The 24,796-nt window shown below is 44.7% G+C and carries 20 protein-coding genes and 3 pseudogenes; 13 read left to right on the top strand and 10 right to left on the bottom strand.

Annotated features, from left to right (window positions below; all coding sequences use genetic code 11):
- The first annotated feature begins 102 nt into the window (after positions 1-102).
- Together FTU86_RS01150 and FTU86_RS01145 are read left to right on the top strand one after the other, a co-directional pair.
- Complete coding sequence (locus tag FTU86_RS01150; protein ID WP_005179461.1) at positions 103-444, top strand: FKBP-type peptidyl-prolyl cis-trans isomerase; 342 nt, start codon at positions 103-105, stop codon at positions 442-444.
- A gap of 117 nt (positions 445-561) precedes the next feature.
- Complete coding sequence (locus FTU86_RS01145; protein ID WP_168389846.1) at positions 562-2,445, top strand: diguanylate cyclase; 1,884 nt, start codon at positions 562-564, stop codon at positions 2,443-2,445.
- A gap of 15 nt (positions 2,446-2,460) precedes the next feature.
- On the opposite strand, the gene FTU86_RS01140 is transcribed toward FTU86_RS01145, so the two are convergent.
- Positions 2,461-2,907, bottom strand: coding sequence for a GNAT family N-acetyltransferase (locus tag FTU86_RS01140; protein WP_045796254.1), 447 nt, complete (start codon positions 2,905-2,907; stop codon positions 2,461-2,463).
- A 309-nt stretch (positions 2,908-3,216) separates the two neighbouring features.
- Here FTU86_RS01140 and FTU86_RS01135 point away from each other — a divergent pair, with 309 nt between their 5' ends.
- From FTU86_RS01135 to FTU86_RS01115, 5 genes are all read left to right on the top strand, one after another.
- Complete coding sequence (locus FTU86_RS01135; RefSeq protein ID WP_104505545.1) at positions 3,217-3,681, top strand: hypothetical protein; 465 nt, start codon at positions 3,217-3,219, stop codon at positions 3,679-3,681.
- A 118-nt stretch (positions 3,682-3,799) separates the two neighbouring features.
- The gene (gene pnuC / locus FTU86_RS01130; RefSeq protein ID WP_104488711.1) at positions 3,800-4,378 is read left to right on the top strand and encodes a nicotinamide riboside transporter PnuC; all 579 of its coding nucleotides are present in this window, start codon (positions 3,800-3,802) and stop codon (positions 4,376-4,378) included.
- Positions 4,379-4,387: 9 nt separating this feature from the next.
- On the top strand, positions 4,388-4,681 hold the full coding sequence (locus FTU86_RS01125; RefSeq protein ID WP_104488712.1) for a hypothetical protein: 294 nt from the start codon (positions 4,388-4,390) through the stop codon (positions 4,679-4,681).
- A gap of 156 nt (positions 4,682-4,837) precedes the next feature.
- The gene (locus FTU86_RS01120; protein WP_104488713.1) at positions 4,838-5,335 is read left to right on the top strand and encodes a DUF2505 domain-containing protein; all 498 of its coding nucleotides are present in this window, start codon (positions 4,838-4,840) and stop codon (positions 5,333-5,335) included.
- Positions 5,336-5,552: 217 nt separating this feature from the next.
- The gene (locus tag FTU86_RS01115) at positions 5,553-5,972 is read left to right on the top strand and encodes a DsrE family protein (protein WP_104505546.1); all 420 of its coding nucleotides are present in this window, start codon (positions 5,553-5,555) and stop codon (positions 5,970-5,972) included.
- A gap of 63 nt (positions 5,973-6,035) precedes the next feature.
- Here the strand turns inward: FTU86_RS01115 and FTU86_RS01110 are convergent.
- Positions 6,036-6,452: pseudogene (locus FTU86_RS01110) on the bottom strand (helix-turn-helix domain-containing protein); the annotation flags it as partial.
- Here FTU86_RS01110 and FTU86_RS01105 point away from each other — a divergent pair.
- Positions 6,443-7,030 (top strand): annotated as a pseudogene (locus tag FTU86_RS01105) (IS3 family transposase); the annotation flags it as partial. The pseudogenes FTU86_RS01110 and FTU86_RS01105 overlap by 10 nt on opposite strands.
- A gap of 35 nt (positions 7,031-7,065) precedes the next feature.
- Here the strand turns inward: FTU86_RS01105 and FTU86_RS01100 are convergent.
- Together FTU86_RS01100 and FTU86_RS01095 are read right to left on the bottom strand one after the other, a co-directional pair.
- A pseudogene (locus FTU86_RS01100) lies at positions 7,066-7,200 on the bottom strand (IS982 family transposase); the annotation flags it as partial.
- A gap of 74 nt (positions 7,201-7,274) precedes the next feature.
- Entirely contained in the window at positions 7,275-7,841 is a 567-nt protein-coding gene (locus FTU86_RS01095) for a hypothetical protein (RefSeq protein ID WP_228153072.1), read from the bottom strand.
- Positions 7,842-8,064: 223 nt separating this feature from the next.
- Between FTU86_RS01095 and FTU86_RS01090 the strand changes: the two genes are divergently transcribed.
- Entirely contained in the window at positions 8,065-9,339 is a 1,275-nt protein-coding gene (locus FTU86_RS01090; RefSeq protein ID WP_168416712.1) for a glutaminase, read from the top strand.
- 211 nt (positions 9,340-9,550) lie between these two features.
- Here FTU86_RS01090 and metH read toward each other — a convergent pair whose 3' ends face one another.
- On the bottom strand, positions 9,551-13,240 hold the full coding sequence (gene metH / locus FTU86_RS01085) for a methionine synthase (RefSeq protein ID WP_168390106.1): 3,690 nt from the start codon (positions 13,238-13,240) through the stop codon (positions 9,551-9,553).
- Between the two features lie 481 nt (positions 13,241-13,721).
- On the opposite strand from metH, the gene FTU86_RS01080 reads away from it, so the two are divergent.
- The gene (locus FTU86_RS01080) at positions 13,722-15,341 is read left to right on the top strand and encodes an inorganic phosphate transporter (RefSeq protein WP_005179429.1); all 1,620 of its coding nucleotides are present in this window, start codon (positions 13,722-13,724) and stop codon (positions 15,339-15,341) included.
- 324 nt (positions 15,342-15,665) lie between these two features.
- Here FTU86_RS01080 and FTU86_RS01075 read toward each other — a convergent pair whose 3' ends face one another.
- From FTU86_RS01075 to FTU86_RS01065, 3 genes are all read right to left on the bottom strand, one after another.
- Positions 15,666-17,204 carry a hypothetical protein gene (locus FTU86_RS01075; RefSeq protein WP_180036485.1) on the bottom strand — a complete coding sequence of 513 codons (1,539 nt, stop codon included), beginning with the start codon at positions 17,202-17,204 and terminating at the stop codon, positions 15,666-15,668.
- A 174-nt stretch (positions 17,205-17,378) separates the two neighbouring features.
- The gene (locus tag FTU86_RS01070) at positions 17,379-17,537 is read right to left on the bottom strand and encodes a hypothetical protein (protein ID WP_005179424.1); all 159 of its coding nucleotides are present in this window, start codon (positions 17,535-17,537) and stop codon (positions 17,379-17,381) included.
- A 122-nt stretch (positions 17,538-17,659) separates the two neighbouring features.
- A complete protein-coding gene (locus FTU86_RS01065) occupies positions 17,660-18,277 on the bottom strand; it encodes a rhomboid family intramembrane serine protease (protein WP_005179422.1) in 618 nt (205 codons plus the stop codon).
- A 159-nt stretch (positions 18,278-18,436) separates the two neighbouring features.
- Between FTU86_RS01065 and nfuA the strand changes: the two genes are divergently transcribed.
- The 3 genes from nfuA (at position 18,437) to FTU86_RS01050 (ending at position 22,692) form a co-directional block, all read left to right on the top strand.
- Entirely contained in the window at positions 18,437-19,075 is a 639-nt protein-coding gene (gene nfuA / locus FTU86_RS01060; RefSeq protein WP_005179419.1) for a Fe-S biogenesis protein NfuA, read from the top strand.
- Positions 19,076-19,254: 179 nt separating this feature from the next.
- A complete protein-coding gene (locus FTU86_RS01055) occupies positions 19,255-21,324 on the top strand; it encodes a TonB-dependent receptor domain-containing protein (RefSeq protein WP_180036484.1) in 2,070 nt (689 codons plus the stop codon).
- A 75-nt stretch (positions 21,325-21,399) separates the two neighbouring features.
- The gene (locus FTU86_RS01050) at positions 21,400-22,692 is read left to right on the top strand and encodes a class I SAM-dependent methyltransferase (RefSeq protein WP_180036483.1); all 1,293 of its coding nucleotides are present in this window, start codon (positions 21,400-21,402) and stop codon (positions 22,690-22,692) included.
- A gap of 30 nt (positions 22,693-22,722) precedes the next feature.
- Here FTU86_RS01050 and FTU86_RS01045 read toward each other — a convergent pair whose 3' ends face one another.
- The gene (locus FTU86_RS01045; protein ID WP_180036482.1) at positions 22,723-23,727 is read right to left on the bottom strand and encodes a hypothetical protein; all 1,005 of its coding nucleotides are present in this window, start codon (positions 23,725-23,727) and stop codon (positions 22,723-22,725) included.
- A 14-nt stretch (positions 23,728-23,741) separates the two neighbouring features.
- Complete coding sequence (locus FTU86_RS01040) at positions 23,742-24,764, bottom strand: alpha/beta fold hydrolase (protein ID WP_005179410.1); 1,023 nt, start codon at positions 24,762-24,764, stop codon at positions 23,742-23,744.
- Positions 24,765-24,796 lie beyond the last annotated feature (32 nt).

Genomic DNA, 24,796 nt, shown 5'->3' with positions numbered 1-24,796 from the left:
TCAGGTCAATAAACGGCTGCAATTTAGCGGCCTAAATTATGCAGCTGTCATCAATTCCTTTTATACTCATGCACAATTGATTTGGTTGAAGAGAGCAGACGCATGTCAAAAGAATTAGAAATTATTGATTTAAAAGTGGGTGAGGGCAAAGAAGCGGTCAAAGGCGCTTTAATTACCACTCACTATACCGGCTGGCTGGAAGATGGTACCAAGTTCGACTCTTCCATTGACCGCGGTAACTATTTTGAAACCGTGATTGGTACCGGCCGTGTGATTAAAGGTTGGGATCAGGGCATTCTCGGGATGAAAGTTGGCGGTAAGCGCAAGCTGATCGTGCCATCCCATTTGGCATATGGCGAGCGTAAAATTGGCAATATTATTCCGGCCAATTCCAACCTGATTTTTGAAATTGAATTATTTGACGTGAAAACCCGCGACGAATAAGCCTTCCACATTCCCTGACCGGAGAACAGGATGTCTCTGGTCGGCTTGTGCAAAAATAGTGCAAAAAGTAATTTGAAAGCCCTTCAATACACAGTACATTAAAATCATTCCTTTCCAATGTCTGCAGGGATTATCATTTTATTGGAACAGCGCGCCTACTTTCGGATTTCTCTCCTGTTGATGGCCTGGCTGTGTCTGTGTGCACTCAGCCTTGCTCCGGCGCGAGCACATCATTATGATTCCCCACCAGACTCCTATTATCAGCAGCAGCTGATTACGACCCTGCAGTTTAGTGAACGCTCCAGCACCAATTTGGATGGTTCGTGGCTGTTTTACAATCAGCAGTTTATTCAACAGCCCAGTGCAGTACTGACTGCAGAACGGGTGCATTTACCGGCTTCTTTTCAGCAACTGACTGGCCAAATGGAAGGCTATGGCACATTTATTGGGCATTTTCAGTTGCCAAAAGAGTTTGTCGGTCGCCGCATTGCGATCTGGATGCCTAGCCAGCAGGGTGCCTACCGGGTGTATTTAAATGGTGAGCCGCTGGCACGCGTGGGGGAAGCCGGTCCTGATGCTGCCCGCCATGAAAACGGCAATAGTCATCGGCTTGCCTATTTTATTGCCGACAGTGAATATTTTACCCTGGCGATTCAGGCCTCCAGTTTCCAGAACTTCAGGGGCGGGCTGGAACATTCAATAAAAATTGGACTCAGCCGTACCATAAACTACCAATACCAGCGCCTGATGATGAGCGTGGCCATGATCAGCGGCGGTGTGCTCGGGATTGGACTGTTTACCCTGGTCTTTTCCTTTTTCCGTGGGGTGATGCCGCCGAATGCACAAAGTGTGTTTGTATTTGGCATTTTTATTGTGTTTCTGGCGCTGCATAACCTGTTTGCAGCCCCGTATGCCTATACCGCCTTTACCGACATCAACTGGATCTGGGGACTGCGGCTGCAATATCTGTTCAGTTTTCTGGCCATTTTATTTTTCTTGAGCTATATGTTCCTGTTTAACCAGCGTTATTTACATCGCTGGGTATATTGTGCTGCGCTGTTGCTCATTGCCATTAATCTGGTCGCTGCATTATGGGCACCGCCGATGGTGCTGGAACAGCTGGCGTTATGGAGTTCTTTATTCAGTCTGCTGGTGCTGGTCAATTTTATCTACGGTTTTGCCGAAACTTTGCGGCAGAAACTGAGTTATTCCAAATTAACCATATGTGCAGTATTGCTGCTGTTTGGCAGCTTTATTCATGATCTGTTGCTGGCCTTAAACCTGATTGAATCAATTCCTTTATCGTTTATTTCTACCAGTCTGTATGCCTTGCTGATTATGCTGCAGCAGGCACGTAACTATGCGCGTGATACTGCCTATATTGAAAAACTGAATAACCGTTTGCTGAGCCTGAATAATTCGCTGGATGTTAAAGTCAAGGAACGTACCGCCCAGTTAAGCCAGTTAAATGCCAAGCTGGAATTGCAGGTAAAAATTGATGCGCTGACCGGTGCCTATAATCGCCGTGCCTTGAATGATGAAATCCTGCTACGTTTTGAGCAGACCTGTCAGCAGCCTGAACATACCCTGGCGTTTGTGATGCTGGATGTCGATTATTTTAAAAAATATAACGATCATTATGGCCACTTAAAAGGAGATCAGGTTTTGCAGCAGCTGGTGCTGATCTTAAATCGTGCCTTGCCTGAAAATGCCTATGTGGCACGTTATGGCGGTGAAGAATTTGCCTTGATACTGCACAATGTCCCGATTGCCTTATTAGAGCCGATGATGGCACAGGTATTACAGGCGGTTCGTGCCGAGCAAATGCAGCACATTGCCCGTCAGGATACGAAAGACTATGTTACGGTCAGTATGGGCGTGGCCTGGATGACCGGCAAGCAGCCCTATGCCAGTGTACTGGAATTTATGAAAGCAGCCGATCAGCAGCTGTATCTGGCCAAAGAAGCCGGCCGGGATCAGTGCAGGATTGCCGGACATTAAGCCAGAGAAAAATCTTTAGTCCAGATATTTGACCAAAGGAATATGTAAAACAGGCTCAATTGCCTGCGGCTGAATCTGAAAGCCATATTTTTGATAAAAGGGCAGCGCCGTGCGGGTGCTGGCCAGTACAATCCGTTTCATCTGGCGTTGCTGATAATAATGCAGCACTTCATTGAGCAGCAGCTTGCCAATACCGCGCTGCTGGACATCGGGCGCGACATAATTCATTAATACTTCACCCTGATCGCTGGCCAGAATAAAACCGACCACCTGATGCTGTAGCTCATACACCCAGCAGTTGTTATAGTGCATCAGTAACAGCAGATTTTCCTGATTTTTATTTTCGAGCAGGCGTTGAATCTTGATTTCACGATGTTGATGATCGAGGCTACAGGATCGGATACTGTCGTGCAAAACGCGAATAAGGCTCGGGACATCTTGAATTCGAGCGGATCTAATCATTGTGTTGGTAAAGGCATAAACAAGAACCTATTTGAATGTAAATAAACCTTCAATAAAATGACAATCTTGTTGTGATTTACGCAGTTTTTTAGGCGTTGTGAGAATTTTTTATTGGGGGATTGATACTGTTTTGTGTCAAAATGAATAAAAAGACAGCAGTTTGGCAGCGCAGATGCGATGGGGTCATCTTGATGAGCGCATGGAATCATCCTCATCGTCAGGCATGATCCATCTGTAAGAGTGCTGAAATAAGAGACACGAGACCAAACGTTGGGAAATGAGAACCGAACCATTGAGGTAAGCGGGCTTATGGCAAAAATACTGGCAATCCTCCTGATTTTTCTGGCCTTTTATGCGCTGTGGAAAGTCATGATCAAAATCAGAATTAACCGTGCCTTTCAGAAACATCAGGCCGCCTATTGCAATATGGTACAAGGCCCGATTAGCCAGAAATGCCCGCGACCGGTTGAAGAGGTGATTGAAGAAGTCGCTGCCTATGAACAGCAACTGTTTGATGATGTCGCAGCGTTATTTTTAAGCCTAAAAGTTTCTACTTCCGACCCTGATGATGCCACAACCATACAGCAAGAATTACTCAATAAAATGCCTGCTAAAGCCCAAACGCAGATTCGTCAGTTAGATTTAGGTGAGTGGTCGATTTACTGGAGTTTTTATCAACAATCTTTGGAATATTATGTGGGTAAATATGGTGTTTTTATTACCCATGTAGACCGTTTTGGACAAGAACATAAATATAATCATGCAGATGTATAAAGCCAATTTTATCGGGTGTTTATTTTTATTGTTTTGACTTGTGCTTAACTCAGTCTGAGTTTGAGCAGTATTACAGAAACAAGGTATCATGCATTTTTCTTTTTCATAGGCTGCATCAATGTCGGTTTTAGAAATAATTGCTGTATTGATCAGTGTCTTAGGCGTGACGTTAACCATCAAACGGCATATTGCTTGTTGGGTGGTAAATTTTATTGCCTGTTTGTTGTATGCCTATTTATTCTTTGAATATCAATTGTATGGCGAAACAGTATTGCAAACCTTATTTATGGTAATGGCAATTTACGGTTTTTACCAGTGGAAAACTACACAGCAAGACACTCAAGCCATCGTGATTCAGACCTTATCGCAAAATAAAATGCTGCAGCAGCTTATACTCAGTATGGGCTTGGGGCTTATTTTTGGTCTAAGTTTAATGCAGTGGACGCAGGCATCTGTACCGTTATTAGATGCACAACTTGCAGCTTTGAGTCTGTTGGCAACCTATTGGACCAGTCGTAAATATTTGGCTACATGGTTGCTTTGGATTGTGGTCGATCTACTCTACGTAGGCATGTTTATTTATAAAGCTTTATTTTTAACCGCAGCGCTTTATGTAGGATTTGTGGTATTGGCTTATTTAGGATGGCGTGAATGGAGCAAAATACGTCAGCAACAACATGTGCAAGTTTTGCCTTAAAGGATAAGCATGAGTAACCTGATCCATTTTAAACAGGCACAGCTTGCTCAGTTTGATCATCTTGCACAAAATATTCTGTCTAATCCAGAACGTTATTTACAGTTCGATTCAATTGCAGATTTTTATCAAGCCCAATGGTTGGATGATTTTCCTCAAGGCACCACTTGGTATGCCACAGGATTGGATGATGGGGCAGAGCATTTTTATGCCAAAATCGAATTTTGTGGGCATTATCTTACTTTATATAGTCATGATATTTATGCTGCTGAATTTGGCATCCTACACACAGATTTGAACAATTAGAGTCAATGACAACAGGTGGAAAAAATACTTTAATAGCCTGAAAATAAAGTTGTATTTAGGATATAAAACAACTTATACCCGTTGAGCATCAGCCAAATTATATTGCACGATGATGCTAGACCTACTCCATCAATAAACAAAATAAAAGGAACTCAAATGGCTCATCAATTTACTGTTAATGCCACTATTCATGGCGTTTCAATTGACGAATTTAAGCGTTTAGTGGCAGATATTGCGTTACATGAAGCGGTGTGTAAACGTATTCCAGGTGAAAATTTAGAAATTTTAGAATCAAAAAAGAATGGTGATATTTACACCCTGCGTCGTGCTTATAACTTGGATGTGAATATTCCAGATATGGCAAAAAAACTATTAAAAGATGCATTTCGTTTAAAACGTAATGATGTGACCAACTTATCAGCACTTACTTCTACAGTTGAGTTGGGCGCTAACTTACCTTTGGAAGCCAAAGGCGAGCGTACCGTTACAGGTAATCAAGAAAAAATTGAAATTCAGTTGGACTGGACCATTAAAGTTAAAGTTCCATTGATTGGTGGTATGTTAGAAAAACATGCAGAAGGTGAAATCCGTCGTTTCAGTGAGCTAGAAATTAGCATTGTAGAAGATGAGCTTAAGAAAAATTTAGCCGCTTAAACTGTTTATTTAAAACACGAATGCTTAATTTGTATTTAGCGCTGCCTATTGGGTGGCGCTTTGTTTTTTTTGTAGCTGGGATGGCTGCACTTGGTCATTTGCAGCACTGGTTTTTAAGTCAATTGTAGATGCGAAGCATAATATATTAATTATTTAAATATATTATATTTATTATGCTACTATTTTAATCACATCTAAATTGACTCTGAGATCAACCATGAAATTGATTAAGCTGTTGTGTCTGTCTTTATTCCTGAGCTTTGCAAGTCTATCGCCTGCTATGGCAGAGAATAACAAAGATCCGCTATTTGTATTGCTCACCAGTAATGATGCACACCGTACCAAAATGGCAATTGGCATGAGCAATAACCAGTTTGGCAAAGGTCATCCACTGACCATTTACTTGGTTGATCAGGGTGTGATGTTGGCATCTAACCGTTTTGAACATAAATATGCTGAGCATCAAAAAATGCTAAAAAGCATTATGGCCAAAGGTGGTGAGGTCTATATTTGCAAAATGTGTATGGATCAGTATGGTGTTGCCGAGGGTGATTTAATCAAAGGTTTAAAATATTCAAATCCAGATGTGATGGGTGAAGCGATTTTCCGCCCAGGCACACAGACCCTGAGTTGGTAATATTGCTGCTTTAAAGTGCAAAAGCCTTGTTGAAAAACAAGGCTTTTTTTATTGAAGGAAGTTTTAACGCATGGCGTATTTTTTTAAACGATAATCCAGTGCGGCAAGTGAAATTCCCAATAAGCGGGCAGCTTCAGATACATTCTGTTTGGCTTTTTGCATGGCGGTCATAATCAATTGTTGCTCATGCTGTTCTAAGTCAAAACCTTCGGTGACCAATCTGTCTAAATCTGTGCTGTCTTGCACATCTTCAGCATCGTGTTCATGCTTTTGTGGGAATAACGCATTCAGTTTAATCATTTGTTGCGCTTCGGTGAGCAGTACTGCACGCTCCAACAAGTTTTCCAGTTCACGAATGTTGCCTGGCCAAGCATAACTTTGCATAAAGGCGGTGGCTTTTTCACTTACTCCCTGAATTTGTTTGTCGTACATTTTTTCAAAGCGTTTTAAAAAGTGCTCAACTAAAAGGAGGATATCTTCAGAATCACAAGCGGGTTTACCGCATTTACTGTGAGTTGGCACTGAATCTGCGTATTAAACCGAGAAGAAGACTAAAACGGCATGCGCCTGAACCATTGAAAGAACCAATCCGAGAAAATCAGGTTTGGTCATTAGATTTTATGCATGATCAGCTTTCCGATGGTCGCAAGTTTCGATTATTGAATGTGATTGATGATTACCGCCGCGAAGGCCTAGCCACTGAAGCAGGGTTCTCATTGCCCACAATCAGGGTTATTCGTACGTTGAATCAATTGCTGGAGTGGAGAGAAAAACCGTTAGTGATCCGATGCGATAATGGTCCCGAATTTATCAGTCACGAATTTGTGCGCTGGGCTACTGAGCACGGTATTCGTATTGAATATATTCAACCGGGTAAGCCACAGCAGAATGCGTATATTGAACGCTATAATCGGACCATACGTTATAGTTGGCTGAGCAAGCATTTATTTGATACTTTGGATGAAGTACAAGATTATGCAACAAACTGGTTGTGGCATTACAACCATGAAAGACCACATCAAGCTAACAAAGGAAAGCCACCTCTAATGGCTGCTTAACCTCTACTTTTAACTTCGGTTATTTATGGGAGGATTACCTCTGAAATTGTGAGTTGAGCAGTTCTGATTCTTAAGGAACCACAGTTTTGTTTGAGAAACTCCCAATAAGTTGATTCAAATTTAAGAAAAAAATCATCAATTACGCAGAATAATTCGGTACTATTGAACATCAGGACTAGAGTTGTGAGTTTGGTGTGGTAACTCAACTGATGGCTCTAGTCCTCTTATTTTTCAAGTCAATTTCTTATCCGCGATTCAGGTTACTTAAAATCTGGTTGGTCGGCTGTAATACCACAAACAGATACAGGGTGCGCAGCGCAATCACCGCACTTAACAGCAACAGTGACAGGCGTAACAGGCGATCCAGTTTCTGCTTGAGCTTGACCTGATATAAAGCCTTTAAATTATGCGAAAAAATCAGGGTAATGGTGATGGTCAGCACCAGCATCCGCTGTGCATATTGCTCATCAAACACCGAAAAATACACATAAATTGACTCGGCAATGGTAATTAGCACCAGAAGAAATGCCCAGCGCGTAGTGACATTCAGCCGTAAATGAATGGCATGGGTGAACATCGCACAGCTGATAAACAGCAGCGTGGACGGAATAAAGCTAAAGGTCGGCAACACTTGGGCGGAGACCACGGTAATGATCAGTACGGCCAGACCCGTACACAAGGTCGATGCGGCATACCACAGAAAATAGGTGGGAATCGGTTGGAACAGCCGCAGCAGCAGAATGACGCTGCCAAAGGCCATCATAAACAGCGGGATTAGCACACTGTAGAGGGAGAAATTTTCGGCTAACATGAACAAATTGCAGGTAAGTCAAAAAATCGCGCCATCATAGCAGCTTCTCCCAGACAGTGATCTAAAAAAGTGCACAATCTTGAACGCATAATTGAATCAAGAAGATTTAGAAAAGCGATGCGTGTAGCGATGCTGTAACTGCCGGGCCAAAACGTGCCGGCTTGCGGTATAAAATAAAGTTGCCATCTACAACAATGATAATGCCCAAAGAAGGACCCACCCTATGCAAACGCCTGTTCCAGATTATTTAAAGCATGTTTTGTCACAATGTCAGCGCAATGTGGGCGGGCAGCTGGCCGATTATATTCCGGAACTGGCACAGGCTGATCCTAACAAGCTGGCGCTGGCCCTGTCCACCGCAGATGGCATGATCTATTCCAGCGGTGATGATGGTCATGAATTTACCATCCAGTCCATGTCCAAACCCTTTGCCTATGCACTGGTGCTGGAGCAGTTGGGCATTGAAGAAGTTTTGCAAAAAGTAGGCGTTGAACCCTCCGGAGAAGCCTTTAACCAGATTTCCCTAGATAAAGAACTGAATATTCCGAAAAACCCGATGATCAACTCGGGGGCGATTACCACCCATTCATTAATTCAAACTACGGCTGGCATTTCACGGGCCGAGCAGCTGCGCCGTTTTTTAAGTGAACTGGCCGGACGGGAATTAAGTTTTGATGAGCAGGTCTATACCTCCGAAATGAAGACTGCATTCCGGAATCTGTCGATTGGCTATATGCTGCGTACTGTCGGTGCACTGGACACTGACCCGGTCGAAATTGTAAATGGATATATCCAGCAGTGCGCAATTAAGGTCACGGTTAAGGATTTGGCGCACATCGCCCGTGTCTTGGCCAATGGTGGCCTGCATCCGAAAACGGGTGAGTGTTTGCTGGATCGGGCAGTGGTGCGGCAGGTGTTAAGCGTGATGCTCAGTTGTGGTATGTATGATGCTGCCGGAGACTGGCTCACCACGGTGGGGATTCCGGCCAAAAGTGGCGTGTCTGGCGGGATTATTGGCGTACTGCCGGGGCAGGTCGGTATTGCGGTATTTTCACCGCGTGTAGATGAACATGGCAACAGTGTCCGCGGGATTGATATTTTCGAGCGCTTATCTGCCGATATGGGCCTGCATCTGATGGAAGGGACGCCTTCCGCACAAACCATTATTCAAAGCTGTTATTGGGCTGGCAAAAATGATGATGTTCGCGTCTATGAACTGCGCGGAGTGTTGCAGTTTACCGAGTCAGAAATGTTGCTGCGCAATTTACAGGAAGAGCCACCGGGTGATACGACGATTGTACTCGATCTGACCAACCTCACCTTAATTCATGATGTGGGTGCACGGATGCTGTTTGAAGGGGTAGAGCGTTTGCAGCAAGATGGACATCGTGTGGTGGTGGTTGATTCGGAAGGACTGTTAAGTCAAACGCAAATTCAGAAGCATGCAGCGGTGCTGGTTCAGGAAGAGCTAGAGCGTTATTTGCAACAGTATGAATGAGGAAAGGGCCTCTCCTTCAACTTTTCTGGCGCTTTGTTTTAAATACCTCTCCCTGACCCTCTCCTGAGAGGCAGAGGGGGAACTTTACGCGAATTTGATGGTGGTTTTGGATTCGTAATTCATTTAATCACATGACAAAGTCCCCCTTTGAAAAAGGGGGATTTAGGGGGATTTTTAGTTCCCCCTTTAATAAAGAGGACTAGAGAGATTCTTAAGAAATCGAATCATCCAAATTTGGCGCTAACCAACGTTTCGCTTCATCCAGTGTCCAACCTTTACGCTGCGCATAATCTTCAAGCTGGTCGCCTGCGATTTTACCCACGTTAAAGTACTGGCTTTCAGGGTTGGCATAGTAGAAACCACTGACTGATGAAGGTGGCCACATCGCAAAGCTGCTGGTCAGTTGCGTACCAATCTTGTCAGTTGAACCTAACCAGTCAAATAGTGGTGCTTTTTCAGAATGTTCAGGACAAGCAGGGTAGCCCGGCGCCGGACGAATCCCGACATATTTCTCTTTAATCAGCTCTTCATTCGACAGTTGTTCATTGGCCTGATAGCCCCAGAACTCTTTACGGATACGTTCATGTAAATGCTCGGCAAAGGCTTCAGCAAAACGGTCACCTAAAGACTGCACCAGAATGGCATTGTAGTCATCGCCTTTGGCTTTGTACTCATTGGCCATTTCTTCTGCACCAAAGATCGACACGGTAAAGCCACCTAAATAGTCTTCTGCTTCACCTTTTGGCGCGACAAAATCCGCCAGTGACAGGTTCGGTTTGCCAGTGACTTTGTCTGACTGCTGACGAACGTGCTGGAAAGTATGCGTGACATGCGTGCCCGTTGCATCATACACCTCGACTGAATCTGCACCGGAACGGTTGGCCGGATACAGGCCAAATACCGCGCGCGCATCAAAGCGTTTATTGTCGATAATATCTTTCAGCATCGCCTGCGCCTGATTGTATAAGTCGGTCGCTGCTTCACCCACCACTTCATCGGTCAGGATGGCGGGGAATTTACCGGCCAGACTCCATGAAATAAAGAATGGCGTCCAGTCAAAATATTCAACCAGTGTTTCCAGCGGATAGTTGGTCAGGGTCTGGGTACCAATAAAGTTTGGTTTTACCGGTGTATTGGCTTTAAAGTCAATTTTCAGGCCGTTTTCAATTGATTCTGCATAAGACAGTTTCGCCGCTTTCGGCTGCTTGTTGGCAATCCGCTCACGTACTTTGGCATATTCAGCACGAGTGTCTGCTACAAAGGCTGGTTTCATCTCTTGTGACAGCAGGGTGGTTGCCACACCAACAGCACGTGAAGCATCAGCCACATAAATCACCGCATCATTGGAATATTGTGGATCAATTTTCACAGCCGTATGCGCTTTCGAGGTGGTCGCACCGCCAATCATCAATGGAATATTGAAGCCTTTACGCTGCATTTCTTTGGCCACAAAGACCATTTCATCCAAAGATGGGGTGATCAGACCCGACAGGCCAATAATATCGACTTTTTCATCAATCGCAGTTTGCAGGATTTTCTCTGCCGGTACCATCACGCCCAGGTCAATAATGTCATAGCCGTTACAGCCCAAGACCACACCAACAATGTTTTTACCAATATCGTGGACATCGCCTTTTACTGTGGCCATCAGCACTTTACCTTTGGACTCGCCCACAGTTTTTTCTGCTTCGATGTACGGGTTTAACCAGGCCACCGCCTGTTTCATCACACGGGCCGATTTCACCACTTGCGGCAGGAACATTTTACCGGCACCAAACAGATCGCCGACCACGTTCATACCGTCCATGAGTGGACCTTCAATCACATCTAGCGGACGTTTGGCTTTTAAGCGGGCTTCTTCGGTGTCTTCATTAATAAAAGTGGTAATCCCTTTGACCAGCGCATATTCCAGACGTTTTTCCACAGGCTGGTTACGCCATTCCAGGTTTTCTTCTTCTTTTTTAACGCCCGACTGACCACGATATTTTTCTGCCACTTCCAGCAGTTTTTCCGTAGCATCCTGACCGCTGGTACCCTGATTCTGGTTCAGAATCACGTTCTCAACCGCATCTTTCAGTTCCGGGTCAATATCATCATAAATGGCTAGCTGACCAGCGTTTACAATACCCATGGTCAGGCCCTGTTTAATCGCATAGTACAGGAACACGGCATGAATTGCTTCACGCACTGGCTCATTACCACGGAAAGAGAACGACACGTTAGAAATACCGCCAGAAATCATGGCATGTGGCAGATTCTGTTTAATCCAGCCCGTCGCTTCAATGAAATCTACCGCATAGTTGTTGTGTTCTTCAATACCGGTTGCAACCGCAAACACGTTCGGGTCAAAGATAATATCTTCAGCCGGGAAGCCCACGTCATTGACCAGCACATCATAAGAACGTTTACAGATTTCTTTTTTACGTGCGGCAGTATCGGCCTGACCATTTTCATCAAAGGCCATTACGATCACGGCAGCACCATACTGACGGCATAGACGCGCTTTTTCGACAAACTCGTCATAACCTTCTTTCAGGGAAATCGAGTTGACGACAGCTTTACCTTGTACACATTTCAGACCGGCTTCAATAATTTCCCATTTAGATGAGTCAATCATGATTGGCACACGGGAAATGTCCGGCTCAGAGGCCACCAGATTCAGGAAGTGCACCATCGCGCCCTGTGAATCGAGCATGCCTTCATCCATGTTGATGTCGATGACCTGTGCACCGCTTTCAACCTGTTGACGGGCCACATCCAGCGCTTCGGCAAAGTTTTCTTCACGAATCAGACGCAGGAATTTTTTCGAACCGGTCACGTTGGTCCGCTCACCGACGTTCACGAACAAGGAATCTTTGGTGATGTTAAATGGTTCTAAACCACTTAAACGGCAGGCAGGTTCAATTTCTGGCAGTTGACGCGGTGCAATACCTTCAACGGCTTGTGCAATGGCACGGATATGATCCGGCGTGGTGCCACAGCAACCACCGGTAATATTAATTAGACCGCTTTCGGCAAATTCTTTTAAGAAGGCAGCAGTTTGTTCCGGGGTTTCATCATAACCGCCAAAGGCATTTGGCAAGCCGGCATTCGGGTGTGCAGAAACAAAGACATCAGCCACATCGGACACGGTTTTTACGTGTGGACGCATGGCATCTGCACCTAAGGCACAGTTAAAACCAATAGAGAGTAAATCGCCATGACGCACCGAGTTCCAGAACGCTTCGGCAGTCTGGCCGGTTAAGGTACGACCTGAGGCATCGGTGATGGTACCGGAAATCATCAACGGTAATTCGCGGCCCAGCTGTTTAAAGACTTCTTTTACCGCAAAAATTGCCGCTTTACAGTTCAGGGTATCGAAAACGGTTTCAATCAGCAGAATATCGGCACCGCCTTCAATCAGGGCGTGCGCAGCTTCAATATAGTTTTCTTTGAGTTCATCAAAAGTGATATTACGAAATGCCGGATCATTCACGTTTGGTGAAATTGAACAGGTGCGTGAGGTTGGCCCCAAGACACCCGCCACAAAACGTGGTTTTTCCGGTGTTGAATATTTTTCACAGGCAGCTTTGGCCAGACGCGCAGCTTCACGGTTAATTTCCGGAACCAGCGTTTCCATGTGGTAATCCGCCATGGAAACACGTGTGCCGTTAAAGCTGTTGGTTTCAATAATATCGGCGCCGGCATCTAGGTAGGCTTCATGAATGCCTTGAATAATCTGCGGCTGGGTCAGTACCAGCAGGTCATTGTTGCCTTTCAGGTCATAGGCCCAGTCAGCAAAACGCTCACCACGATAATCGGCTTCTTCCAATTTATGGCGTTGGATCATGGTACCCATGGCACCATCAATAATTAAAATTCTTTTGGCAAGAAGTTCTTTCAGGGTAGCAAGCGTGGACATAAAAAACCCTTGTTTTGATGAATCAGAAATGCGCAATATTTTAGCAGAGTTCGACTGCTTTTTTCCGTAATTGATGGGATGGAACGGAACTTTGTGGCATCTTTGCTGAAAAAGTATACGTTTTCATGGGCTTATTTTGAAAATATACACATCGTTATAAATAAATCATTGTAAGGATTCATAAAATTGTCATATAGCTATGGCAGCATGAGATGGCCTAAAAATGGGCCGGGTTTTGCTGTGCTTGTAATATTTCAGGGTCATCAAAGATGACAGCAGTGACAGAAAACCGGATGAAGATGAGATGGTGGTTTATAAGTTTTTGATTTATTTTAAATAGTTTGATTTTTTGTCTATAAAATTATCAGGAAATTGTGGCAAATAAAGTAGAAAAATTACTTTATTTGACCTGCTTTTGTCATATAATTGTCACAATTTAACTGAACAATAAGGGGATTTTGTATCCTCTTTTCCTGCTTGCATGAATTCTAATCAAACTCCCGTAGATTCAGCACACCAGTCGGCTCCGAAAAAGTCGACCAATGTTCATGTGCCAACACCGAAATTCTTTATGCCGGTGTTTCTAACGCTTATTATTTCAACGCTTATTTATATTGGCTTTCAATTATCGGCAGATTTATCGCATGTTCCGGCGCTTAGCCTGTATTCGGTGATTCTGCTGGCCACCGCTTTATTTATTGCGCTGGGCTTTGAATTTGTTAACGGTTTCCATGACACCGCCAACGCGGTGGCTACGGTCATTTATACCAATGCCTTGTCTGCACCGGTTGCGGTGATGTGGGCCGGTTTCTGTAACTTCCTTGGGGTGATGGTCGCCAGTGGTGCCGTGGCCTACGGTATTATTGCCTTGCTACCGGTCGAGCTGATCATGAATGTCGGCTCAGGCGCAGGTTTTGCCATGGTTTTTGCCATGCTGATTGCGGCCATTCTCTGGAACTTAGGCACCTGGTTCCTCGGTATTCCGGCTTCAAGTTCGCATACCTTAATTGGTTCCATTCTGGGTGTGGGAATTATGAACTACATCCTCAATGCGGGCGCTGGTGCATCCGGCGTGGATATGGAACAGGTGATGAAAGTCGGTAAGGCTTTACTGTTCTCGCCATTAATTGGTTTTGCCTTTGCTGCCGTACTGTTCCTGCTGGTGAAAAAGATTTTCAAACGTCAGCTGGAACTGTTCCAGCCGCCTGAGGGCAACAAACCGCCACCACCATTAATCCGTGCCATCCTGATCTTTACCTGTACTGGGGTGAGCTTTGCCCACGGTTCTAATGACGGTCAGAAAGGCATGGGCTTAATCATGCTGATCCTGATTGGGATTGTGCCATTGGCTTATTCCTTGAATAAGGAACTGGACAACCAGCATATTCAGTCTTTCCAGCAATTGTCGACGCAAACCGCGTCTGCAATTTATGCCAACCATACCGATATTCCGGATGCGCAGGCCCGTGAAGTAATCACCAAGTACATCCAGACCAAGGAAATCACCCCGGAAGTGGTACCGGCTTTGGCCAGTTTGACTGATCATTTAGGTGAGCGTGTGGGTCAATACGGCGATTTGAAAAATATTCCGGAAGCAGAAGTGGCAGCATTGCGTAATGATATGTACCTCAGCACCACGTCATTCAAGCGTCTGGATAAAGCGGAAGCTTTACCTGCCATGAGCAAGGAACAGGAAAAAGTGGTCGATGATTACCGTGACCATCTCGATTCCTTCCTGCAATATATTCCAACCTGGGTTAAAGTTGCGGTGGCACTGGCACTGGGCTTAGGAACCATGGTCGGCTGGAAGCGTATTGTGGTCACCGTGGGTGAACGGATTGGTAAACAGCACATGACTTATGGTCAGGGTATGTCAGCCGAGCTGGTGGCGATGTCGACCATTGCTGCAGCAGATGGCTTTGGTATGCCGGTATCGACCACGCATGTCTTGAACAGTGCGGTGGCCGGGACCATGGTGGCGAATAAATCTGGCCTGAATTTCCAGATGGTTAAAACCATTCTATCGGCGTGGATTTTCACCTTGCCTGCAACCATCTGTTTATCGGGTGGCCTGTTCTGGTTATTCCTGAAAGTATTCTAAGCCGGTTCATCCGCAATAAAAAACGCTGCCTGGGCAGCGTTTTTTTATATCTGTAGATGAAACAGATGATCCAAATGCTAAGTCGTGACGTCCTTTATTTTTTAGATAGACAGCAAATCTACAATGCATTCTCTCAAGGGGTGAGGGCTGGGGGTAAGGAAATAGCCTAAGCAATATCAAAGCTTCTCTTTCTTTAATGAACCTATCCACTCTTTTTATCTTTCAGGTAGACAGCAGGTCTCTAAAAAAATCTCCCTCTCCGTTTTGGATACGTAGCACCGCTACACAAGAGAGAGGGAACGATCGAAGAGAGATTAAAATCTCTTATTTCTTTAACTTGGCCAGTAAGCCTTTAGGCAGCTTCTCGGTAGCAAAACCATATAAGGCTGCAAAAGGCAGGGCAGTACGGGCCAAATATGCGACACGCCATAAACCGCCATGGTTGGCCCCTTCCATCATCAACTCTAAAGGATGGTTCAGAGTCACTTCCGGATTGGCCCCCGACTGTGGATTACGCAGGTCATGAATCCAGAGCGCGGCCATAATCGCATTGGTGGTTTCTGGCGCAAAAGCTTCTACATCAAACAGGCTGGCACCATTAAATGCCGCTTTTAATAACGGATTTTTAGTCACCGAATAGGTCGTGGTTGATGGTGCAATATTAATGCTGACGCGTTGTCCCTGATGACGGGCGAGGGTGGCGCGCCATTGCTGAATACGTTTGGCCAGCGCATAGTTCGGTCCTTGTTCCACCACCAGACAGTCGGCAATCCCGTAATCCTGTCCATTGTCTGAATGCACCAGATCATGCAGGTTTTTCTGGAAGAAATGTTGCGCCGTGACCGTTGAAACCCCACGGGTCAGCAGTTGCTGGGCTTTCGAGCGTTGCTGATACTTGTCTTTTGAGGCCTGAATCACATCGGCAGGCACTGCATAGACATCAGTTGGGGTGCACATAAACATCAGGCTGGTCTCGGCTTTTTGCGCGCTGACGGCCTGCATAATCGCATCCATCGCCATGGCCACACGCACGTGTTTTTCACCATCTAAATAGGCAATTGCAGCCAAATCCAGCTGCTGTTCAAACTGGGTTAGCCACTGGGCAATTTCAGGAGTTTGAGTCAGTAAATTGGCACCAAGCTGCTCTTTTAATAGCTCAGTCGTGCTGTTTTCATCTACCGCTTCAGTCGCTGGTGCATACAGGGTGGCATTACCCTGTTGCACGGTTTCTAGAATTTTGTTCCAGACCCGGGCATTGGGTAAATCGACCGCGACAATATTGGCTTTCCATTTCGATAGCCAGGTCAGGGGGCCAGCTTCAGAAGCAGCACCAAACAGCACCATGGTTCGGTCCGATAAATCAAACCATTCCGGATGAGCGACTGCTGCACGTAAAGCTTGAGCATGACTGTGTTCAATAATCCCGCCATCTTCCCAGCGCTGGATTTGCTCAAGCAGTGTCTGACCTTGCAGTTTCTGTCCCTGATACGGCACATACCATTCCGGCGCCCCCGTGCTTTGGCCCTGGATTTTAACTGTGTGCAAAGGCTGGGCATCGAGGCTCATCACATCTTTCAGCAGATGTTTTTGACCATGTCGATAAAACTCGAAACTGCCATGTGCTTTATTCAGGCCCTGTTCAGCAATTTGAATCGGGTTCTGGCAGGTCTGAATGCCGTATTCGACCAGCGCCTTAAAATATTTGGGATACTGTTTGCGCCAGTTTTTTTCAGACAGGGTTTGCTGGGACAGTTGCGGTGCAACACCGGCCAGTGCCTCGGCAATAATCGCACGTCCTGTGCGTGAAGTACTGGGTTTCTGGTTTTCGAAATGTGGAAATTGTAGGCCGTCTAATGTGGACATGCAAAAACTCGCAGCTTGAAAGCAAATTAATATACAGATGTATACATTATCTATGCCAAATTGTGAGATGGGGTGGCATTAACTACCAAAATTGTATGAATTATCCAATGAAATTGCAGTTTATGAGGACGCAGTAAAAAGCCTCCATTCTGGAGGCTAAATGGAAAAATGGGCTTAGCAGCGGCCTTTTTTGGCCTGACCTGGTGGGCAGAAATCTCCTGGATGGCCATAAATACGTGAGTCAGGGTCAATCACCAAACGGCCTTCTGGGGTATGGACGGCACAGGCACTCAAGCTCAGTAAACAGCCGGCAATCAGAAATAACTTTTTCATCTCTCATCTTCCATCTTCGTTATTATTCGAGTTATTTTAGACGCCAACCGCTGCGGCATACTGTGTTAATTTGTAGTTATGCGTTGTCAAAATATACCGCAGGCGCTTCAAATTGCTCAAATTTAGAACGGAAGCTGGCTAAGTTTATTCAGGAAATGTGGAATTAAACGTGGCTCAATCATAATGGTGATAATCACCCCATAGGCTGCTCCCCACAAATGCGCGCTGTGGTTAATATTGGAATTGCCACGTTTACCCGACCAGATGCTATAGGCCACATACAGCACCGCAAAAATAATTGCCGGAACCGGAATAAAGAACACAAAAATCAGTTTCCATGGTTCAAACAGGATATAGGCAAACAGTACTGCAGACACCGCACCGGAAGCACCCAGGCTGGCCCAGCGATGATCATTTTTGTGTTTCAGATAACTCGGTAAAATTGCGGCAATCAGACCGCCTAAATAAAACAGTACAAAGCCCAGATCATACAGATATTGACGGTAAAAGCTTTCAATAATACTGCCGAAGAAAAACAGGGTAATCATGTTAAACAGCAAGTGGGTACCATCGGCATGGACAAAACCGTGGGTAATGAAGCGGTCATATTGACCCCGTTCCAACGCCGGTGGCCAGAAAATCAGCCGGTTCATGACTTTTTCTTTGGAAAAAGCAATAAAGGAGATAATCGCTGTAATCACAATCAGCGTAACAGTATGATTAAACGGTAAATCTAACATAAACAGATGTTCTTCTTTTCGGGTTTCCTGATCATAATGCCATTAAAAAACAAATGAAACAGAACTTTCATAGGATAATTCCGACAATTTTAGTTGAATTTTTTTAATTCCCCCGCATCTTCAGTTAAAATGGCAACTTCAGCATGAGGAAATATTGTTATGTCGACTGAGAACCACAGCACTGCAGTTGCAGAAGAGATTCCAAACTTATTGATCACCCCAAATGCTCAAGAGTATTTAAAAGATTTATTGGCAAAGCAAAATACACCGGGGATTGGTGTGCGCGTTTTTGTTGAGAATCCTGGAACGCCGCGTGCTGAGTGTTGTATGGCTTATAGTGCGCCAGAAGAAGTCGTACCAACAGATTATAAGCAGGATTATCCGGATTTTCCGGCCTATATCGACACCCCGTCTATTCCATATTTACTGGATGCGGTTATTGATTACAATAAAGACCGTTTTGGGGGCCAGCTGACCTTCCGTGCGCCTAACTCGAAAGTGCCACGCGTGGGTCCGGATGCCTCAATCGAAGAGCGTATTACTTACGTATTACAGTCTGAAATTAACCCGGGCCTTGCCGGTCACGGCGGTAACTGTGCCTTGGTGGAAGTGGTTGAAGATCCGGAACACGGTTTAACCGCGATCCTGAAATTCGGTGGCGGTTGTCAGGGCTGTTCAGCGATTGATGTCACGCTGAAACAGGGTGTGGAAACCACATTAAAACAGCATGTGCCTGAATTAATGCGTGTGGTAGACCAGACTGACCATAGTCAGGCTGAAGGTGCATACTTCAAGTAAGTAGCGAATAAAATTTAGCTTATAAAAAAGGCCTCAAATATTGAGGTCTTTTTTTTTATTTGTATTTAATAATGATAATAATTATCAATAGTAATTGTATTTAGAGTAACATTTGATACAATGCGTCACAATTCCATCAATATTTCTTCATAAATCTACTTTTGGGGCGTAAATAGAGTATGAACACACCGTTTTTGAAATCGACGTTAGCTTTTGCAGTACTTTCAGCAATGGTTTCAACACATGCTGAAGTACAATCAGTTGCAAGTGCTAAAGAACAACAAGAATCTACTTCATCGCTTGAAGCTCCTACATCTGATGCTGTCAAACTCAATACGATTGTGGTCACTGCCAGTGGAACAGAGGTTAACGTGAAAGATGCACCGGCATCTATTAGTGTGGTAACCAGTGAAGATATTCAACGCCAGCCATTTAATAGCATTGCCGAAGTTTTAAGTGACTTACCGGGTGTGACAGGTGGTTATTCAAACGTAGGTGCTGGCTCTAAAATCACTTTCCGTGGTATGCCAGACAAATATACATTAATTTTGGTAGATGGTAAGCGTATTGGTAACCAGTCCTTGTTGGGCCATCGTCCAGACAAAGTCGATCAAGATTTAAACTGGATTACACCAGAAATGATCGAACGCATTGAAGTTGTGCGTGGTTCGATGTCTACGCTTTACGGTTCTGAAGCTGTTGGTGGTGTCATTAACATCATTACTAAAAAAGTACCGAATGAACTCTCAGGCAGCGTATCAGTAAATTACAGCAAGCCAGATACAAGCCAACGTGGTGATACTAAAACTTATGGCGCAACTTTAGCGGGTCCATTAACAGAAAGCTTAGGTTTCCGTTTGGGTGCGAACCGTACTGACCGTGCTGCGGACAAAGAGGCTGATGGTGGCTCTGGTTCTACTGCTGATACAGTCAATGGCCGTTTAACTTGGGCATTATCAGATAACCAAACCCTAAATTTCGATGCCTCTTGGGGTAATGATAAGTCAGAAACTGAAGAGACTGCCGGCGAACAATTCGGTTATGAAATGGAGCGTTTTGGCTTAGGAATTGGTCATGAAGGTCAATTTTCCAATGGCTTAACTACAAATATTGATTTGTACCATAACGAAATCCAAAACAATGACCAATCATTTGTAAATGATGACAAAGTTGAAACTAAAGCACTTGAAACAGTTCTGGATTTAAAAGCTACCCAAGAACGTCAAATCTTTGGTAAACGTAATGATTTAACCGTTGGCGCACAGTACAAATACGAGCAAGTATCTAACGCAAGCAATATGGGTAACTTAGGCGAAGACGTTAATGGTAATCTATTAACAAATAATGATTTAGAGCCAGATAACTATTCATGGTCGGTATTTGCTGAAGATCAAATTCATTTGCAAGACAACTTTATTTTAACCCTTGGTGGTCGTTTAGATAACGATGAAGAATATGGTAGTAATTTCTCTCCTCGTGGCTATGTTGTTTATCACCCGTCAGAAGCATGGACAGTAAAAGGTGGTGTATCAAGTAGCTTCCGTGCACCAAATTTACGTGAACGTTCTGGTACCTCAAGTACGGGTTCTATGGGAATGGGTTGTACTTCTTTAATTCCTTTGGGCTATCCAGGTGGTGGTTGCCAAATGTTGGGCAACCCAGATCTAGATCCAGAAACCAGTGTGAACTATGAACTTGCAGTGGGCTATGAAGAAGATGGTTATGGTGTTGAATTAACTTACTTCTTAAGTGACATCGAAGATCTAATTCAAAATAGCTATTTAGGCTCAACACCAAGTGGCGTATGGTATACGACGCAACGTAACGTAGGTGAAGCACGCACAAGTGGTCTAGAGTTAACCTTTAAATTACCATTAACAGATTATTTACGCTTTAACGGTAATGCGACCTATATGCTTGAGTCTGAGAACAAAACTACAGGTGAGTCACTACTTGAAACTCCTGAGTTAACGTTAAATGGTTCATTGTTATGGGACGTAACAGATTCGCTTAGCTTGCACGCTAAAGTACAATATTTGGGGAAACAATCCTTACAAATTGGCGACACTACGCCTACTTTTGCCAAAGCATATACCACTGCAGATATAGGTGCCAATTATACGTTTAATGATCATTTGACATTCCGTGCTGGCGTACAAAACGTTGCGGGTGTCAAAGTGGATACAGGTGCTGATTATGGAACCAGTAACCCTGCGGTATACTATGCAGGCTTCACCACAAAATTCTAATTGCTAGCTAGACTGCAAAAGCCCATAAAATAGGGCTTTTGTTGTTTTGAATACAATTTAAATAGATAAGTGACTATGATGAACTTACATGATGGATATGTGGTGGATGTGCCATATCCAACTTTTGTACACCGTCAAGCCATGCCGACATGGTTAAATATGGTAGTACAGCAGCAGGGTATACAAGCGCCAGATCTAAAACGACCTTTTCGCTATTTAGAGTTGGGCTGTGCTATGGGTATTCATTTGCACTTAACAGCCGCCGCACATCCGCAAGGTCATTTTGTGGGTGTTGATTTTAATGCCCAACAGCTCTTGGTTGCCCAAGAAGGTATTGAACGTACACATATCTCGAATATTGAGTTGATTCATGCCAGCTTTTCTGAGCTACTGACTCAGCAACTTGAACCTTTTGATTTTATTGTTACGCATGGTGTATGGTCATGGATCGCCCAGGAGCATCAGCAGGCAATTGTTCAATTGGTCAGCCAATTGCTCAAACCCAATGGCATTTTTTATTGTAGTTATATGAGCCATCCGGGGGCGACTCATTTCACTTCAGTACAGAAGTTGATGCTAGAGATGTCACAGCATTTGACAGGAGACTCTGCCAGCAAAGCAACGCAGACTGTACATTTTGCTCGTCGTTTGGCACAAACTCAACGTGGATTATTTGAAAAAGTACCAAGCCTGGCAGATGATTTAACTGCATTGGCACAAGATAAACCCAGCTATATTGCCCATGACTTTTTGTCACAGCATTGGCAGCCACAACATTCTGCGGACATGATTCGCCTGATGGCACAACAAGGTTTGGCCTTTATTGCTGGGGCAGGTGTCATTGAAAATATTGACGTTTTAGAATTTTCACCTGAAGTTAGACGTATGTTAGACCAGTTGCCAGTGCTCACATTACGAGAAACCAGTAAGGATATTTTACGTAATACTTTGCAGCGTCAAGATGTGTATGTGAAAAAGGCGCAAAAACTCAATCAAGCACAGCGTAGTGCCTATTATGATCAGCAATTGTTTTGCCTGACACCGCAAGCACCTGTAGGGCAGTCATTAGCTCAGGATGAAAAGTTGGGGCAGCTTCATGACCTGGTGCCGTTATTTGAACAAGTGCTGTCCAGTTTATCGCAACATGCCATGAGCACACAGCAGCTTTTGAAGCGCAGCAAGTTAAAAATTTCTGCACAACAATTTAGTGAGATTTTGATGGTGATGGTTTGGGCTGGTTATGTACATCCATGTGCGGCGCAGCAACATCCACAAATGGCAGTAAAAATGAATATGTGGATGCACGAACAAGCTTTGCCGTGGCGTGTGATTCCTGAATGTGCCACGGCAATTTCACTGTCAAGTTGAAAGATTTTGAGCAAGCCGCAACAGTACAGATCATTCAGGATTTAAAATTCTCTGTGCTGTATCAGAGTAATAAAATTTCTCTAAATAAACACGCGCACGTTCACGTAAATGACCTTGTGAAATCATCTGCTGAATAATCGGTGTCAGCAAGGCATTCAGTTCATGCTGAATCAGCGACTCATTGATATTCAGATCACGCAATAACAGGTCAAAAGTGCGTTCCTGATTACGGACATACCAGGCGTGTACCCCATCATGTAGCTGCTGTTTTAAATAATCACTCTGGCGCATAAAGTCCCAGATTTCATGACCCAGCGCCACAGTCTGTGGCAGATCCTGTACTTCAATATAGTTTTTTAAGACCGACAAAGGCAGGTCTTTAATCTTGTGCCAGATATTGGCCTGCAGATGATAGAGCTTGTCATCATCAAAATGCTGGTTCAGGACCGATTCACTCATCTGGCTAAGCTTTAAGATATTCTTTTGCAAATAGGCGCTGACTGCACTGTCTAAACTGGAATCGGTCACTGTTTCCAGTACCGATTTGCCCATTTTCATAAAACGCGACACGCCAGGCACGCTTTTGGCAATCAGTGAATTGTCCAGATAATCCTGAATCGAGTGCTGGATTAACTGGCTGATCATTGCAGAAAAGGCCGGATTACTGACCACGGTTTTAATCAGACGCTGACGATGGCCACTTTTGCTGGCCACATACTGGGCAATTTTATCAATGGTCAGTACCGGAATGACATCGGCAATTTTGGCGCTGTCATTTACCGGATGCACCAGGGCAAAGCGGATGTGTTCTGCAATCTGTTCAATCAGAAAGGCGCTGGCCGGCGTGTCCAGAATCTGTTTTTGCAGCAGGTCATTCAGCTGTTCGCAGCTCCAGAGATCTTTCAGATGCTGCTTGCGGAACCAGTGATAAAAATGCAGAAATTCCTGCTGTACGGTTTCAGGCTGAGAAAACTCATGTGCTAAAAAGTCAAGATGAGCTTCAATCAACTGCTCAAGCATCGGGTTTTGCTGCATACAATCTCTGGAACTTAATTTAAAGGAATCAGTTTATCAGCTAGCGGGTTTTTTAGGTTCTGTGTTTTGGCCAGGAAGGGTAAATAATGTTGTACCACCTGCTGTTCGGCTTCCAGCATTGGCACATGACCGACATTATTTAAAATGACCGGGGTTTCCGCGCGTTTAAACAGGCCCTGTAATTCTTTGGCCACTTCAACATTAATAATTTTATCGTGCTTGCCCCAGAGAATCAGGGTGGGTGCTTCAATATTGCGGGTGAGACGGGCAAAGCTGTCCGGGGTATAAATCCGGTTTAGGGTTACCATCTGATCAATAAATTTTAAGGATTGACTGGCCCGTGAAATTAACAGTTTTTCCTGGGCAGATTTAAACTGCTCTGGCACTTTCGGCGGGTTTTGCATCAGCTGATGCGCAATATGGTCTAAATCGCCCGGCGCGGTGACCACCAGATTTTTCAGTAACAGCGGGTCTTTGGTATAAGGCGTATTGGAGTGTTTATAAATACCGGCACTGTTCAGCAGGAACAGGCTTTGGGTATCAAACGGATATTGGGCCGCATAGACCGTTGCCACAGAGCCACCCAGAGAATGCCCGGCAATATTCAGCTTGTCGGCAATATTCAAGGTTTCTACCAGCTGACGCAATTGCGCGCTCATGCTCGGTACAGACAGGTCAAAATTGCCCGAACTCTGGGTTTCACCGGTATTGGGTAAATCGGGGATAATCACATGATAGGACGGGGTGAGAAATTTGGCCACCCGGTTCCAGTTGTCGCGGTGTCCGGCAAAGCCATGTAACAGCAAAATGGTTGGCCGATTAACATCGCCGCCTTCATTATAGCGCCAGGTAATATTGCCAATTTTCAAGCTTTTCGAGACCAGACCCGCCGCCTGGCGTTCAGTCTGATAATAATGCTGCACCACCTGCTGTTCAGGCGAGAGTTTGGCGGCAGAGCTGAGCAGAGGTGCAGACAGTGCCAGTGCCAGGACTGCCAGTCGTGGCCAAGACAAAAATCGCGAAGAATCCTGCTTCATTGACGATATCCCCAAGAATATTTTTTAAATAG

The sequence above is a fragment of the Acinetobacter sp. YH12155 genome, from assembly GCF_013418255.1.
GTDB lineage: Bacteria > Pseudomonadota > Gammaproteobacteria > Pseudomonadales > Moraxellaceae > Acinetobacter > Acinetobacter indicus.
This window is presented reverse-complemented; position numbering and strand designations above follow the sequence as displayed.